Genomic DNA, 14,469 nt, shown 5'->3' on the forward strand with positions numbered 1-14,469 from the left:
ACGCTCGAACCTCAGGGTTTGTGAAAAGCACAGCTAAGACGAGCGGCGATGTCGTTTTTCCCTCCCCGATGACCATAATTATTGTGAAAATTATATGACGGAAATATTGAGGATAATTTCCGTCTCGGCGCGCTCGCCCTTAAAGCATGGAAAAGGCTTTGTTTCATGAGGGCGGCCTTCAACAGCACGCGGCAGCGGCCGATCGTCAGCGGCCCGTGCCTGGCTTTAAGGGCGGAAGCGAGGCGTGATAGGTAGCCACCGTGATCTGGCAGGGGATGCCGCAAGGCCGTGGAAGAAACCAGCAGGACAGAACGCGGGGAGAGGCCTCCGAAGCCTCTCGATGAGTCCCGACTGGCATGGATCATTGACCATGTGTTGCCGCATGAGCGTGAGGTGAGGCAGTGGCTCAGGCGGTTCACGCTGGTCGATCCCGACGACGTCATCCAGGAATGTTATGCCCGTCTTTGCGCGGGGCCGGAGCGAGAAATCCTGAACGGGAGGGCCCTTTTCTTTCGCTGCGCCCATAATCTGGTCATCGAGGAGGCGCGCAAGGCGAACGTCCGCTATGTTGGCCAAGCCCTCGCATTCGATGACGGGCACGAGCCCATGACCCAGCTTACTCCGGAAAGGCATGCCGCATCGCGACAGGAGATGGCGCGTATCAGGGGACGCGTGCTGAGTCTGCCGAAGGAATATCGCGACGCTTTTCTGCTGCGTAAGATCTATTGCATGACCTACAATCAGATCGCGAAAAAACTCGGCATCACAAGACGCACGGTCGAGCGCCGCGTTCTGCGCGGGCTCAAGCTGATTTCGGATGATCTTGAAAGCACAACGATGTCAGTGTCGTCCGAAGAAATGGCGGGAGATGATACGTTCGATCATGTACGGAAACCCGAGAAGATAAAGAAATAGCGACCGATATATGATGGACTTCTATATGCGGGGCAGGAAAATGACACATATGATGCATCTCCCGGAGATCGCGTGACAGCCGCCGTGCGGAAGATCGGAACACAGCGCGCGAGACAGGCGGAAGAATGGATTATCCGCCAGGACGGCGAGCCGTTGCCCGCAACCGATTCCGCGCGTTTGGACGCCTGGCTGAAGGAAGACAGCCGCAATTTTGGCGCATATGTACGGGCTGCCGCGCTTTACCGCGCGCTGGACTATGCCGCCGCGCCGCAGAGCATGCCGGTCAATGCGCGGTTTCCTGTCTCGCGGCGAATGGCGATCGCCGGGGCCGCCGCCGCGTGCGGGGCCCTCTTCGTCACGAAGCGCGTGCCGCCGGACCCGCTCTTTTTTGTGCGCCATGCCCATGAAGCGCCCCGGCGCTATGCGTGGCAGGGGAATGTTCTTATCCTCGACGCTCTGTCGGACATGGATGTACCCCAGAGTTCCAGGGGGAGCGTCCAAGTGTTGAGCGGCCGTATCGGGGTGGAAGGAACGGGAAGCGGGTGCCACCTGTCCGCCGGCGGTTTCAGCGTGCAGACACGTCATGCGGATTTCGACCTGTCGGTACATCGCGATGGGATTGAACTGGTCAATTATGGCGGAGACGTCCGGGTGTCCTCCCATGGCTCCGTCATGCGCCTGGACGCACCAGCCGTTTACCGGTTGTCGCTGCCTGCCGAAGGCACGCCGGCCGTCGCCCGCCATGACAGCATGAAGGATGCCGAATCCCTGACCAGGCGGGCCTGGCGCGGCGGGCAGATCGTGCTACGAAACACGTCCCTTGTCGCTGCTGCGTCGCAGTTTATGAAATATTCGCCGATCGTCATTTCCATCGACAATCCCGTTCTTGCCGACCAGCTTGTGACTGGCCGCTTCAGCCTGCTTCAACCCTACGATTTCGCTCGCGCTGTGCAGAAACTGTTTCGGTGCGGCCTTCAGGCGACGAAGGACCGGATTGTCCTGACATGACCGAAGGCTGCGTGTGGCAAATCGCCACATATAGGCTGTTGCGGATGCGCGTCTATCTGTTGAACGGCGATACGCCCCGTCGATTCAACGACTACACGCAGACAATTGCGCCGTCATCCACTATACGGAGTGCCTGACCCCGGCCGGGATCGGGCGACGCCATGCTCGACAACGCCGGTCACAAGGCGCCCAGCCCGGCCATGATCCGACGGTTTTCGCAGGCCATACGCGAGCGCCCCCTGCTCGAAGGGGGGCGGCTATCGGCGGGATCACCTGCGCGCTGGCGCAACGTGTCGAAATTGCCGACAGTCGGCGCCCATTGGCATGCCCAGAGACGAACTGAAATGGCGGAGAGGGTGGGATTCGAACCCACGGTACGCTTGCACGCACAACGGTTTTCGAGACCGCCCCGATCGACCGCTCCGGCACCTCTCCGTCTTCGCTAGCGGCGATGGATCGGGCTTATAGGGTGGTGCCGCAGGGCGTGCAAGAGACCTTGATGCGTTTTTCCGACATAATATTCCCCCCTCTCCCGCCCAGCCGATCAATCGGCGGTTGACGGCGCGCGGCAGCCGGCAGTAAAAGCCGCACCTCGCCCCCGCGCTGACGAGGGGTAGCCGTGTCCGCACGGCCAATAAAAAAAAGCGACTGGGTCGCGTCGCCTGTCCCGCCACGGGGCCGCACGCGCCAAGAGATCGGAAAGACAGGTTAGAACATGTTTGCAGTCATTCGTACCGGCGGAAAGCAGTATCGCGTTTCCCCCAACACCGTCCTGAAGGTCGAGAAGCTGGAAGCCGAAGCCGGCTCCACCATCACCTTCACCGACGTCCTCGCCGTCGGCGGCGAGAGCGGCACGACGATCGGCGCCCCGCTGGTCCCCGGCGCCACCGTGACCGCCACGGTCATCGCGCAGGACCGTCTGGACACGGTCATCATCTTCAAGAAGCGCCGCCGGCAGAACAGCCGCCGCAAGAACGGCCATCGCCAGCCCGTCACCGTGCTGCGCATCGCCGAGATCAACGCCGCCTGAACCCGCCAGGCGGCCTAACAGCGCCGCCGGCAGGCTTATCAGGTCAGTTCAGAGTCAGGAGTTCAGGCAATGGCACAAAAAAAGGCAGGCGGTTCATCCCGCAACGGGCGCGATAGCGCCGGACGTCGTCTCGGCGTCAAGAAGTTCGGCGGCGAGAGCGTGATCGCCGGTAACATCATCCTCCGTCAGCGCGGCACCAAGATGAAGCCGGGCACCAATGTCGGCCTCGGCCGCGACCACACGATCTTCGCGCTGGTCGATGGCCACGTGAAGTTCGAGCGCCGCGCCGAAGGCCGCGTGCACGTGTCGGTCGAGGCGCTGCCGATCGCGGCCGAGTAAGCACCCCGCTTCTCGGGACCGTTTTCGACCCGCGAAGGGCCGGTCCTCGGGACCGGCCCTTTTTGCGTCATGGCGGGGTATTATCTCCAGCCAGGACCACAAGCTGCCACCGGACCAGTACGATGAAATTCCTCGACCAAGCCAAGATCTACGTAAAGTCCGGTGACGGCGGCGACGGCGTCGTGGCCTTCCGGCGCGAGAAATACATCGAATTCGGCGGTCCGGACGGCGGCAAGGGCGGGCGCGGCGGCGACATCGTGTTCGTCGCCGCCAGCAACCTGAACACACTGATCGATTTCCGCTACACCCAGCATTTCCGCGCCCGCAAGGGCGGCAACGGCGCCGGCTCGGACCGTACGGGTGCCGCCGCCCCTCCGGTCGTGATCCAGGTGCCGATCGGCACCCAGATCTTCGATGAAGACCGCGAGACGATGCTCGCCGACCTCGACGAGCCCGGCAAGCGCATCGTGCTGTGCCATGGCGGCGATGGCGGTTACGGCAACGCGCATTACAAGACCAGCACCAACCGCGCCCCCCGCCGCGCCGACAAGGGCTGGCCGGGCGAGGAACGCTGGATCTGGCTGCGCCTGAAGCTGATCGCCGATGTCGGACTGGTCGGCCTGCCGAACGCGGGCAAATCCACCTTCCTCTCCGTCGTCTCGGCCGCGCGGCCCAAGATCGCGGACTACCCCTTCACCACCCTGCACCCGCAGCTCGGCGTCGTGCGCCTGTCGGTGTCCGAGGAATTCGTCATCGCCGACATCCCCGGCCTGATCGCCGGCGCGCATGAGGGCGCGGGCCTGGGCGACCGCTTCCTGGGCCATGTCGAGCGTTGCGCGGTGCTGCTGCATCTGATCGACGGCGCCGCCGGCGACGTGGTCAAGGCATGGCGCACCATCCGCCACGAGCTGGAAGCCTACGATCCCGGCCTGGCCGCCAAGCCCGAGATCATCGCGCTCAACAAGATCGACGCCATGACCCCGCAGCAGATTTCCAGCCGCCGCCGCGCGCTGGAAAAGGCCAGCGGCGCCAGGGTCGTCACCCTGTCCGGCGTCACCCGCCAGGGACTGGACGACGTGCTGCGCCTGCTGCAGGACGAGGTCACCGCGATTCGCGAGGCCGAACGCAACGAGGCTCCGCCGGCCGCCACCCAACGGCCCGAGCCCACGCCGTGACCGGCGCGGCACTGCCCAGCCTGGGCGCGGCCCGCCGCGTAGTCGTCAAGATCGGCAGCGCGCTGGTGGTGGATTCGCACAACGCCACCCCGCGCACCGACTGGCTGGACAGCGTGGCGCAGGACGTCGCCGCGTTGCGGGGCGCGGGTATCGAGGTCATCCTCGTCTCCTCCGGCGCCATCGCGCTGGCACGCCACAGCCTGGGCCTGACGCGCCGCACCCTGCGGCTGGAGGAAAAACAGGCCGCCGCCTCGGTCGGGCAGATCCGCCTGGCCCAGGCCTGGACCGATGCCCTGTCGGCGCACGGCCTGGTCGCCGCGCAATTGCTGCTGACCCCCGGCGATACCGAAGACCGGCGCCGCTACCTCAACGCCCGCGCCACGCTCGACACGCTGCTGGGCCTGGGCTGCGTCCCCGTGATCAACGAAAACGACGCCATCGCCACCACCGAGATCCGCTTCGGCGACAATGACCGCCTGGCGGCGCGGGTCGCGGAAATGACCGGCGCCGACCAGCTCGTGCTGCTGTCGGATATCGACGGGCTGTATACGGCCGACCCCAGAATCGACCCCACGGCCCGCCACCTGCCCGTCATCGCTACCCTCACGGCGGATATCGAGGCCATGGGCGGCGCGCCTCCGCCCGGCTATTCCTCCGGCGGCATGCGCACCAAGCTGATGGCGGCCCGCATCGCCACCCAGGCCGGCTGCGCCATGGCGATCACGCTGGGCAAGGACCCGCACCCGCTGGCGCGCCTGCGCGACGGGGCACGCTGCTCGTGGTTCCTGCCGTTGCCCGACGGGCGGTCGGCCCGCAAGCGCTGGATCGCCGGCGGCCTCGCACCGGCCGGCCAACTGGCCATCGACGACGGCGCCCGACAGGCCCTGGCGGCAGGGTCGTCCCTGCTGCCGGCCGGCGTGCGCGCGGTCCACGGCACGTTCGAACGCGGCGACCTGGTCGTGGTCACCGACCTGGACGGCAACGAAATCGCCCGCGGCCTGTCCGCCTACGGCGCCACCGACGCCCGCCAGATCGCCGGCCACCGCTCGGACGATATCGAATCCCTGCTGGGCTGGCGCGGACGCGACGAGATCATCCACCGCGACGACCTCGTCCTCACAGCCTGAGCGGAAATGCGCGCTGGTGGCGATCCGACGCGCGTTTCCTGCGCTCCGATGCTCACGGCCATCAAGGCCGCTCCGCTTCGGTGCTCGGAAACACACGCCGGCCGCGCCGCTTCGCGGCGCTCTCGCTCACCAGCCCACATTTCCGCCCAGGCTTTGACGGTCTGACGGGAGTGCCCGCCGTTCAGGTTCTAGGGGGCCAGCGCAAGGTGGGCTCCGACCGGGGCCTCTCATCCCATTCATCGTCGCGCTGCGGCCGGACCGCGCGCTCGTCAGGCACGCGATAGGCCGGCCGAAACGGCGCCTCTTCGGCTGCCGGCGGCGCGTCGGGAACGGTCGGCGGCGGCATATGAGGCGGCCGTGCCTCTTCCGGCGGCACGAAAAAAATCGGATCGCGCGGGGCGGCGGCCGGCCGGTCATGCCAGGGCATGGGCCGGCTGGCATCATGCGAAACCGGTGCGCCCGAACGCGGAACATAGGCCGGCGGCTCGACCGGCGGCGCGGCGCGTACACTGGCCGGCGCCGAAGGCGGCGGATCGAAACGGGTCGGACGCGCCGAAACCGGCCGCTCGGGCCGCGCCACATAGGCATCGCTGGCCGAAACGGGCCCGGGCGACCGCACGGGCGGCGGCGCGGGGGCCACAGGTTCCACCACCGGCGCGGCAGCCGCCGCCGGGCGCGGGGCCGGCACCGAAACCGGTGCCCGCTCCTCGGGCCGAAGGGCCAGCACGCGCAATTCGGCCTGCAGATCCTCGATCTGCAACGCCAGGGCATCCAGCCGCCCCTTCACGCCGAACACCGCGAACGGCACCAGCATCCAGAGGAAGATGAACAGCATCCCCAGGATCAGCAGCACAAGCTGCAGCCACCAGGGCATCCAGTCGGAAAACGGAAACGGCATCTGCGCACGACCACGGAAAAAACGAACCCCGCCGCGCATGTGACCAGATCAGCCACCACCCGCGCAAGGATCGCGTGAACGCCTAGAGACTGCTTCAAAAGCCCCGCTGGCGGTGGCCTGACGGCGCTTTTCTGCGCTTCGGTGCTCACGGCCCACAAGGCCGCTCCGCTCCGATGCTCAAAAACCACCGCCAGACGCGCGGCTGACACCGCGCTTCCACTCACCATCGGGGCTTTTGCAGCAGCCTCTCAATACCCGAGACAAACATCCCTTGAAACGTAAAGTCTGCCTTGAAAGCTGGCCTGCTGAGCGAGAGCGGCGCGTCCGGCGTGTATTTTCGAGCATCGGAGCGGAGCGGCCTTGTGGGCCGTGAGCACCGAAGCACAGAAAATGCGCGTCGGGTCGCCAGCAGGGCGGCTTTCAAGGCAGACTTACATGCCCAGGGCGCGGCGGTAGATGTCCAGCAGCGTCTCCTGCTCTTCCACCTCGGCCGGCTCCTGCTTGCGCAGGCGGATGATCTGGCGGATGACCTTCACGTCGAAGCCGGCCGATTTCGCTTCGGTGAAAATGTCCTTGATGTCGCCGGCCAGGGCCTTGCGCTCTTCTTCCAGGCGCTCGACACGCTCGATAATGCTGCGCAGCCGGTCCGCCGCAATCCCGCCGACCGCCGCCGCCTTGTCGTCATCACCGAAATTTTCCGCGTCCATGGAACGGCCTGCCTCCAGCATGGGGATGGAATCTCGCCCCTCCGATCCGCCCCGGATCGAGGATCGGGCCGCAACCGGTCAGGGAACGGGGGGCTTATCGTGACGGTGGCGGCCGGTCAATGGCAACTTGACAGGGTACGGGGCCTCGGCCCAAACCCGTGCAGGCAGGTCATCCCCCCCCATGACAACGGTGCCGGTCTCGACAAAGGCCATGTGCGCCCCCGCAATGCTCCGACCCGATGCAAGGAGGCCGTATTTCGATGCCCCAGCTCCCTCCCGTTGATGTTTTCGACTATATCGTCTTCGGTGCCACCGGCGACCTGACGATGCGCAAGCTGCTGCCGGCGCTGTATTATCGCTACCGCGACGGGCAGATCCCCGATCAGTCCCGCATCATCGGCACCGCGCGCTCCCCTCTGTCACGCGCCGACTATCAGGAGCGCGCCGAAAAGGCCCTGACCGAGTTCGTCAAGCCGGCGGACCTCGACGGGGCCACCGCGCGCCGCTTCCTCGACCTGCTGCATTATGTCAGCCTGAACGGCGCCGAAGCCGACAGCACCTGGCCCGCGCTGAAGGGCCTGCTGGAACAGGCGCCCAAGGACCGTATCCGCGTCTACTACCTGGCCACCGCCCCCGGCCTGTACGGCCAGATCTGCGAGAATCTCAGCGCCCAGGGGCTGGTGACCGGGCAGTCGCGCGTGGTGCTGGAAAAGCCGATCGGCACCGACCTGCAAAGCGCCGACGCGATCAACGACCATGTCGGCCGGTACTTCCCCGAAAACCACATCTTCCGCATCGACCATTACCTGGGCAAGGAAACGGTCCAGAACCTGATCGCCCTGCGCTTCGCCAACCCGGTGTTCGAGCGCCTGTGGTCCAGCGACGCGATCGACTATGTCCAGATCACGGCGGCCGAAACGGTGGGCGTCGAAAGCCGCGGACCGTATTACGACAAGTCCGGCGCGCTGCGCGACATGATCCAGAACCACCTGCTGCAGGTGCTGTGCCTGGTGGCGATGGACCCGCCCGGCTCGCTGGAGGCCGACAGCCTGCGCAACGAGAAGCTGAAGGTGCTGCGCGCCCTGCGCCCCATCGCGCCCGGCGACGTGGCGGCCTTCACGGTGCGCGGCCAGTACGCACGCGGCCGCACCGGTGACGGCCACACCCTGCCCAGCTATCTGGAAGATCTGGGCGAGGACGCCACCAGCAACACCGAAACCTACGTCGCCATCCGGGCCGAGATCCATTCCTGGCGCTGGGGCAACGTGCCGTTCTACCTGCGCTCGGGCAAGCGCCTGGCCGAGAAGTGCAGCGAGATCGTCATCCAGTTCAAGGCCGCCCCCTGGTCGATCTTCCCCGGCACCCCGCGCGCCAACCGGCTGGTGATCCGCATCCAGCCAGACGAGGGCGTGACCCTGTCGGTCTCGACCAAGGACCCGACCCCCACCGACAGCCTGACCCTGCGCCAGGCCGACATCAACATCGCCTTCGAGAAGGCATTCGGCACCCGCTACCCCGACGCCTATGAGCGCCTGCTGCTCGACGTGGTGCGCGGCGACCCGATCCTGTTCATCCGCCGCGACGAGGTCGAGGCCGCATGGCGCTGGGTCGACCCGATCCTGCGCGGCTGGGCCGAGAACAAGGCCCCCCTCCAGACCTATCCGGCCGGAAGCTGGGGCCCCGAAGCCGCCCGCGCGCTGCTGGCCGAGGACGGCCATGCGTGGCATGAGGACATGACATGAAGTCACCCGCCGGCATGGCTGCCACCCCGTCCGGAACGCCACGCCGCCCCCGGCGGACCATGCGCCAGCGCATCGTCCGCCGGGTGGTGATGGTGGTGCCGCTGGTGCTGCTGGCGACGGTCGCCGCCCGCATGGGCTGGCTGGACCAGGCGGCGGACCAGATCACCTTCCGCCACGCCAACTGGTTCGACGACACCGCCCTGGTCGAGCATTTCCGTACCGTGGTGACGCATAACGGCATGACCGACACCCCCGGCCGCTGCCTGCTGTTCATCGTCAACGGCAACGACCCGCCGGATGCCGCCCGCTTCGACGTGATGGAAAAACATTCCGGCTCCTGCCCCGGCGACAGCAAGACATTGCCCAAGCTGTTCACGCTCAAGGTCAACCGCATCGACCAGACGGTGCAGACCGATTGGGGATCGCCCAACACCTTCCACCCCATGCCCCACTAAGCCTGCCTGGAAATGCGCGCTGGTGGCGATCCGACGCGCGTTTCCTGTGCTTCGGTGCTCACGGCCATCAAGGCCGCTCTGCTCCGATGCTCGGAAACACACGACGGGCGTGCCGCTTTGCGGCACTCTCGCTCACCAGCCCACATTTCCAGGCAGGCTCTGACCTATCGACCGAAATTCGGTAAATCCACATGACAACGACCGGCCCAACCGAAACCGACAGCTCCGCGACCGATACCCCGGCCACCGGCAACCGGCGCGATTTCCTGACCCTGCTGACGCTGGCGGCCGGCGGAGCCGGGGTGGCGGCCTTCTCCTGGCCGTTCCTGGACAGCCTGCGCCCCGGCGATGCGGGCTCGGTCCGGCCGCCGATCGATGTCGACGTATCGAAACTGCCCCCGGGCCAGCAGATCACCGTGGTCTGGCACGGCAGCCCGGTCTTCATCACCCACCGCACTCCCCAGGCGCTGGAGCGGCTGCAACAGGCATCACTGGCCGCCCGGCTGCGCGACCCGTCCTCGGGCGCGTTGCAGCAGCCACCCTACGCCGCCAACTGGCATCGCTCGATCGTCCCCGCCTATGGGGTGGTGGTCGGGATCTGCACCCATCTGGGCTGCGTACCCACCTATTCTCCCGCCCCCGACCCCACCACGCCGGTCGCCAACTGGCCGGGCGGCTATGCCTGCCCCTGCCACGGCTCCAAGTTCGATCTCGCCGGCCGGGTCTTCATCGGCGCACCCGCACCCTACAACCTGCCGGTTCCGCCCTACGCCATGCCCACCCCGACCACGATCCGCATCGGCGAGAACCCGCCGGGCGTGGATTTCGACTTCTCGTCTATCCAGCAGATCTGACCGCCCGACCGGCCGCCCCGGCAAAGGCCGCGCGCAGCCGCCGCCCGCCAAAGCGGATCGCCGCCTTCCCCCACGGCATGAACGAATACATGTTCAGATAGCCATGGATGGTCCCGGGAAAGCAGCGGATTTCCGCCTGCCCCCCAGCCTCCCGCAACGCCTCGGCATAGCCCGTGGCCTCGTCATACAGCGGGTCGAACTGGGCGGGCACGATGACCGCCGGCGGCAGCCCGGCCAGCGAATCGGCAAAGATCGGCGCCAGCAGCGGATGAGTCAGGTCCTCGGGCGTACGGGCATATTGCTGGCCGTACCACTCCATCAGCCGGGCCGTCAGCATATAGCCCTCGGCATAGCGATGCCGCGACGGCACATCCCGCGCGCCATACAATGACGGATAATAGAGCAGTTGCATCGCCAGGTCCGGCCCGCCCCGGTCCCGCGCCAGCAGCGACAGCACCGCCGCCAGATTGCCGCCCGCGCTGTCCCCCGCCACGGCAAGCGGCCCACCCCAGCGCCAGGCCTCGCCCGCCAGCCAGTCCAGCGCCGCCAGGCAATCCTCGACCGCGGCGGGAAAGCGATGTTCCGGCGCCAGACGATAATCGTAGGACAGAACCGCCGCTCCCGATTCCCGCGCCAGCCGGCAGCAGATCCCGTGATGCGAATTCAGCCCGCAATGCACGAACCCGCCTCCATGCAGGAACAGCACCGCACCCCGCACCCGGCCATGGGGCACATACAGCCGCGCCGGCCGCAATTCCTCCGCCCCCGGCACCCGCAGCGCCAGAACCCGCCGCAAGGGCAGGCCGGACAGCGCCTGCGGGAAACAGGGCTGGTCCAGCGCCCGGCGCAGCGTATCGAGCGTGCGCGGCCGCCCCGCCTGCCGCCCGCCGCGCCCGCGACCGGCCAGATGCCGCATCAGCAGGCGGGCCATCACCCCGGGCTGCTCCCGTCGCGCCACCGACTGATCCATGCGCCATCTCTCCCGCTCGCTCTCTCTATATTTTTGATGCGGCGCATTCCCCCTTGACGCAACCCGGGGTGACAGTCAGTTTCCGCCAGCCAGGCGGTCGGGCGACCGCTGTCGCATGGATTTCCATGCGATGGAGGAAAGTCCGGGCTCCACGGAGGAACGGTGCCGGCTAACGGCCGGCGGGGGCGACCCCAGGGAAAGTGCCACAGAAAACAGACCGCCCACACGGCATTCCGGTTCGCCGGAGATGGTGCGGGTAAGGGTGAAACGGTGCGGTAAGAGCGCACCGCGCCCGCGGCAACGCGGGCGGCAGGGCAAACCCCACCGGGAGCAAGACCGAATAGGAACGGCAGACGGGTCGCTTGCGGCACCGTCGGGGGCTCCTCCGCCCCGTCGTTCGGGTTGGTCGCGTGAGGCGTGCCGCAAGGCGCGTCCCAGAGGAATGGTCGCCCATCCTTCTCCGGAAGGTGGACAGAACCCGGCTTACAGACCGTCTGGCCTCGTTTCCCTCTTGTATCCATCGCCGCGCCCGCCGGGCCACCCATCGGCCCGGCAGTCATGCGAACAATATCTGTTCTCGTTTTGATCTCATCAAACTAGAACATAACATAAACATCCATCATTCAGCCTCATTGCTCTCCCAAGCTGGGACGAGGACTGCACGTCCGCAATGTCACGACTGCACGAATTCTCAAAAAACAGCGGTTTTCCGCCAGAATTTCCGCGCGTTTAATTTGACGTCCCATAAAATCCCATGATATCCCATGCAGACCCAGCATGGCACCATCCGGCGCCCGGCAACGCCTGCGTCCAGAACCATTCCACCAAGGGAGCATCGCATAGCGTGAGTGTGTTCCTTGGCACCCACCAGAACCGTCTCGACGCCAAGGGCCGCGTCTCGATCCCGGCCGCCTTCCGCACCGCCCTGCGCACGCACGCCACCCCCGGCGAATCGCTGGTGATCCTGCGCCCCTCGCACCTGCATCCCTGCATCGAAGCCTGGCCGCCCGCCGCATTCGCGGCCCTGAGCCAGCCGCTGGATCGCATGGACATCTTCTCCGACGACCATGACGACCTGGCCGCCGCCCTCTATGCCGACGCCTATCCCATCGACGCGGACCGCGAGGGCCGGATCATCCTGCCCGACCCGCTGAAGGAGCATGCCGGCCTGACGGAAACGGTGGCCTTCATGGGCGTGGGCAAGATCTTCCAGATCTGGGAACCCGCCGCCGCCGAACGCCGCCGCGCGGAAGCCCGGACCCGTTCGCGCGCCCTGTCCGGCGCCCGCCCCGCCGCTCCGCGCCCGGAAGCCGACGCATGAACGCCATGACCACTCCGCCCCTCAGCACCACGCCGCCGCCCGGCCATGTCCCCGTCATGCTGGCCGAAGTGCTGCAGATGCTGGCTCCCAGGGACGGCGCGACCTATCTCGACGGCACGTTCGGCGGCGGCGGCTATGCCCGCGCCATTCTGGCCGCCGCCCGCTGCACCCTGTGGGCCATCGACCGCGATCCCGCCGCCATCCGCCGCGGCGAGGCCCTGCAGGCCGAACTGCGCGCCGCCGAGGGCACCTGCCGCCTGCACATGGTCCAGGGTGGATTCGGCGACATGCGCGCCCTGCTCGAAGCGCGCGGCGCCCCGGCGCTGGACGGCGTGGTGCTGGATCTCGGCGTCTCGTCCTACCAGATCGACGAAGGCGCGCGCGGCTTTTCGTTCCGCCATGACGGGCCGCTGGACATGCGCATGGGCGATACCGGCCCGACGGCGGCGGATATCGTGAACCGGACGGATGAATCCGACCTCGCCGACATCCTCTATCAATATGGCGAGGAACGGCTCTCCCGCCGCGTGGCGCGCGCCATCGTCGCCGCCCGCGCCCAGGAACCGATCCTGACCACCTTCCGCCTGGCCGAGATCATCCGCTCGGTCGTGCCCGGCGACCGCTCGGGCATCGACCCCGCCACCCGGTCGTTCCAGGGCCTGCGCATCCACGTCAATGACGAGCTGGGGCAGATCCGCTCCGGGCTGGACCAGGCGCTGGAGATGCTGGCCCCCGGCGGCCGGCTGGTCGTCGTGTCCTTCCATTCGCTGGAGGACCGGCTGGTCAAGCAGGCCATGCATCGCGCGGCCGGCCGCCTGCCCGGCCCGTCGCGCCACGATCCCCGCTCGATCCAGGCAAGGGACGACGCGCCTGCCTTCCGGCTGCTCACCGGCCGCACGCTGCGCCCCGGCGACGCCGAATCCCGCGCCAATCCCCGCGCCCGCAGCGCCCGCCTGCGCGCGATCGAACGCCTCCCCGTCCCGGACACATCAGATACCAGCCCCACGGAGCGCCGCCCATGATGCGATCCTTCACCGTCCTCTGCGCCGTGATGGCCGGCCTGTCCGGATTGTTCCTCTATTCCAAGAAGCACCAGACGACGCTTCTCGACCATCAGATCGCGCAGATCGTCGGCGACACGCAGCACATCCGCGAGCAGACGGCGATGCTGCGCGCGGAATGGGCCCTGCTGAACCAGCCCGACCGGCTGGGCAGCCTGTCCGCGCGCTTCCTGCCGGACATGCACCCGATGGCCCCGGCCCAGTTCATCCAGATGGCCTCGCTGGCCGAACGCCTGCCCGCGCCCGGCTCGCGCCCGCTGGCGGCGGTCGATCCCCGCGCCCATCTCGATGACAGCCTGGCCTCCCACGCGCCGGCCCCCGCCGACAGTCCCGCAGCACCTCCCACCCCGATGGCGGCGGCGTCGGTCCCGCCGGCGCCGGCCCATGCCGCCCAGCCCCCGATGGTGGTCGCGGCGGCAGTGCAGCACCCGCTCGCAACGCGCCACCTCTCCGTCGCCGATTCGACCCCGGCCGCGGCCCGCCCCGAGCGCCCGATCGTGATGGCCCAGGCCGCGATCGAGCCGGTCGTGGCCCATGTGGCGGCCCCGAAGCCGCGCCTCGCCCCGGTTTCGCCCGATTTGACACATAATGCCGACCGTCATGCCGCTCTCTCCGTTGCCCGCGCCGCGCGCCCCGTGCTACCGCCAGCGGCCGCATCCACACCGCGCTTCGCAGCCGCCAGGCCGGTCCATCCGCTGCCGGTCGCGGTCGCGGCCTGGAGGCCGGCAGCACCCCCCACGCCATATGAGGAGGCAAGGGGATACGGCAGGGGCTCCTCTCTCGGCTTCTCCCGTTCCGGCGCACTTCCTCCTCCCGTTCCAGTCAGCAACTGACGACCCCCCACAGGTGACATGACCCACGGCCCGA

15 protein-coding genes, 1 tRNA gene and 1 other RNA gene are annotated in these 14,469 nt (G+C 67.5%); 13 read left to right on the forward strand and 4 right to left on the reverse strand.

Annotation, left to right across the window (positions count from 1 at the left end):
- The first annotated feature begins 288 nt into the window (after positions 1–288).
- Together HLH36_RS14020 and HLH36_RS14025 are read left to right on the forward strand one after the other, a co-directional pair.
- Entirely contained in the window at positions 289–915 is a 627-nt protein-coding gene (locus HLH36_RS14020; RefSeq protein ID WP_182986970.1) for a sigma-70 family RNA polymerase sigma factor, read from the forward strand.
- 72 nt (positions 916–987) lie between these two features.
- Entirely contained in the window at positions 988–1,923 is a 936-nt protein-coding gene (locus HLH36_RS14025; RefSeq protein WP_182986971.1) for a FecR/PupR family sigma factor regulator, read from the forward strand.
- Between the two features lie 345 nt (positions 1,924–2,268).
- Here HLH36_RS14025 and HLH36_RS14030 read toward each other — a convergent pair.
- Positions 2,269–2,358 (reverse strand) — tRNA-Ser (locus tag HLH36_RS14030).
- A gap of 280 nt (positions 2,359–2,638) precedes the next feature.
- Here HLH36_RS14030 and rplU point away from each other — a divergent pair.
- From rplU to proB, 4 genes are all read left to right on the forward strand, one after another.
- Positions 2,639–2,953, forward strand: coding sequence for a 50S ribosomal protein L21 (gene rplU / locus HLH36_RS14035; RefSeq protein ID WP_114727576.1), 315 nt, complete (start codon positions 2,639–2,641; stop codon positions 2,951–2,953).
- A gap of 69 nt (positions 2,954–3,022) precedes the next feature.
- Positions 3,023–3,292 carry a 50S ribosomal protein L27 gene (gene rpmA, locus HLH36_RS14040; RefSeq protein WP_114727575.1) on the forward strand — a complete coding sequence of 90 codons (270 nt, stop codon included), beginning with the start codon at positions 3,023–3,025 and terminating at the stop codon, positions 3,290–3,292.
- A 122-nt stretch (positions 3,293–3,414) separates the two neighbouring features.
- The gene (obgE, locus tag HLH36_RS14045; protein WP_182986972.1) at positions 3,415–4,467 is read left to right on the forward strand and encodes a GTPase ObgE; all 1,053 of its coding nucleotides are present in this window, start codon (positions 3,415–3,417) and stop codon (positions 4,465–4,467) included.
- Entirely contained in the window at positions 4,464–5,594 is a 1,131-nt protein-coding gene (gene proB, locus HLH36_RS14050) for a glutamate 5-kinase (protein WP_182986973.1), read from the forward strand. The genes obgE and proB overlap by 4 nt, the downstream gene beginning before the upstream one ends.
- Before the next feature lie 181 nt (positions 5,595–5,775).
- Here the strand turns inward: proB and HLH36_RS14055 are convergent, their stop codons facing one another.
- Together HLH36_RS14055 and HLH36_RS14060 are read right to left on the reverse strand one after the other, a co-directional pair.
- A complete protein-coding gene (locus HLH36_RS14055; RefSeq protein WP_182986974.1) occupies positions 5,776–6,492 on the reverse strand; it encodes a hypothetical protein in 717 nt (238 codons plus the stop codon).
- A gap of 431 nt (positions 6,493–6,923) precedes the next feature.
- Complete coding sequence (locus tag HLH36_RS14060; protein ID WP_114727655.1) at positions 6,924–7,199, reverse strand: DUF2312 domain-containing protein; 276 nt, start codon at positions 7,197–7,199, stop codon at positions 6,924–6,926.
- A 260-nt stretch (positions 7,200–7,459) separates the two neighbouring features.
- On the opposite strand from HLH36_RS14060, the gene zwf reads away from it, so the two are divergent.
- From zwf to petA, 3 genes are all read left to right on the forward strand, one after another.
- A complete protein-coding gene (zwf, locus tag HLH36_RS14065) occupies positions 7,460–8,941 on the forward strand; it encodes a glucose-6-phosphate dehydrogenase (RefSeq protein ID WP_182986975.1) in 1,482 nt (493 codons plus the stop codon).
- Positions 8,942–8,955: 14 nt separating this feature from the next.
- Complete coding sequence (locus tag HLH36_RS14070) at positions 8,956–9,396, forward strand: hypothetical protein (RefSeq protein ID WP_182987029.1); 441 nt, start codon at positions 8,956–8,958, stop codon at positions 9,394–9,396.
- A gap of 191 nt (positions 9,397–9,587) precedes the next feature.
- Positions 9,588–10,250: a ubiquinol-cytochrome c reductase iron-sulfur subunit gene (petA, locus tag HLH36_RS14075; protein WP_182986976.1), complete on the forward strand. Its 663-nt coding sequence runs from the start codon at positions 9,588–9,590 to the stop codon at positions 10,248–10,250.
- Here the strand turns inward: petA and HLH36_RS14080 are convergent.
- Complete coding sequence (locus HLH36_RS14080) at positions 10,234–11,220, reverse strand: alpha/beta hydrolase (RefSeq protein WP_182986977.1); 987 nt, start codon at positions 11,218–11,220, stop codon at positions 10,234–10,236. The genes petA and HLH36_RS14080 overlap by 17 nt on opposite strands.
- An 89-nt stretch (positions 11,221–11,309) precedes the next feature.
- Between HLH36_RS14080 and rnpB the strand changes: the two genes are divergently transcribed.
- From rnpB to ftsL, 4 genes are all read left to right on the forward strand, one after another.
- An RNA gene (rnpB, locus tag HLH36_RS14085) (RNase P RNA component class A) lies at positions 11,310–11,722 on the forward strand.
- A gap of 342 nt (positions 11,723–12,064) precedes the next feature.
- The gene (mraZ, locus tag HLH36_RS14090; protein ID WP_182967157.1) at positions 12,065–12,541 is read left to right on the forward strand and encodes a division/cell wall cluster transcriptional repressor MraZ; all 477 of its coding nucleotides are present in this window, start codon (positions 12,065–12,067) and stop codon (positions 12,539–12,541) included.
- A gap of 5 nt (positions 12,542–12,546) precedes the next feature.
- Entirely contained in the window at positions 12,547–13,563 is a 1,017-nt protein-coding gene (rsmH, locus tag HLH36_RS14095; protein ID WP_408871897.1) for a 16S rRNA (cytosine(1402)-N(4))-methyltransferase RsmH, read from the forward strand.
- Positions 13,560–14,435: a cell division protein FtsL gene (gene ftsL, locus HLH36_RS14100; protein WP_182986979.1), complete on the forward strand. Its 876-nt coding sequence runs from the start codon at positions 13,560–13,562 to the stop codon at positions 14,433–14,435. Before rsmH ends, ftsL begins: the two co-directional genes overlap by 4 nt.
- Positions 14,436–14,469 lie beyond the last annotated feature (34 nt).

Origin of the sequence: Gluconacetobacter aggeris (assembly GCF_014174395.1) — a bacterium.
Taxonomy (GTDB): domain Bacteria; phylum Pseudomonadota; class Alphaproteobacteria; order Acetobacterales; family Acetobacteraceae; genus Gluconacetobacter; species Gluconacetobacter aggeris.

Bases quoted from the DNA above. Each gene is read 5' to 3' on its own strand.
- rplU (WP_114727576.1), top strand. From the start codon at position 2,639: ATGTTTGCAGTCATTCGTACCGGCGGAAAGCAGTATCGCGTTTCCCCC.
- petA (WP_182986976.1), top strand. From the start codon at position 9,588: ATGACAACGACCGGCCCAACCGAAACCGACAGCTCCGCGACCGATACC.
- HLH36_RS14080 (WP_182986977.1), bottom strand. From the start codon at position 11,220: ATGGATCAGTCGGTGGCGCGACGGGAGCAGCCCGGGGTGATGGCCCGC.
- zwf (WP_182986975.1), top strand. From the start codon at position 7,460: ATGCCCCAGCTCCCTCCCGTTGATGTTTTCGACTATATCGTCTTCGGT.
- obgE (WP_182986972.1), top strand. From the start codon at position 3,415: ATGAAATTCCTCGACCAAGCCAAGATCTACGTAAAGTCCGGTGACGGC.
- rpmA (WP_114727575.1), top strand. From the start codon at position 3,023: ATGGCACAAAAAAAGGCAGGCGGTTCATCCCGCAACGGGCGCGATAGC.
- HLH36_RS14055 (WP_182986974.1), bottom strand. From the start codon at position 6,492: ATGCCGTTTCCGTTTTCCGACTGGATGCCCTGGTGGCTGCAGCTTGTG.
- HLH36_RS14060 (WP_114727655.1), bottom strand. From the start codon at position 7,199: ATGGACGCGGAAAATTTCGGTGATGACGACAAGGCGGCGGCGGTCGGC.
- ftsL (WP_182986979.1), top strand. From the start codon at position 13,560: ATGATGCGATCCTTCACCGTCCTCTGCGCCGTGATGGCCGGCCTGTCC.
- rsmH (WP_408871897.1), top strand. From the start codon at position 12,547: ATGACCACTCCGCCCCTCAGCACCACGCCGCCGCCCGGCCATGTCCCC.
- HLH36_RS14070 (WP_182987029.1), top strand. From the start codon at position 8,956: ATGGCTGCCACCCCGTCCGGAACGCCACGCCGCCCCCGGCGGACCATG.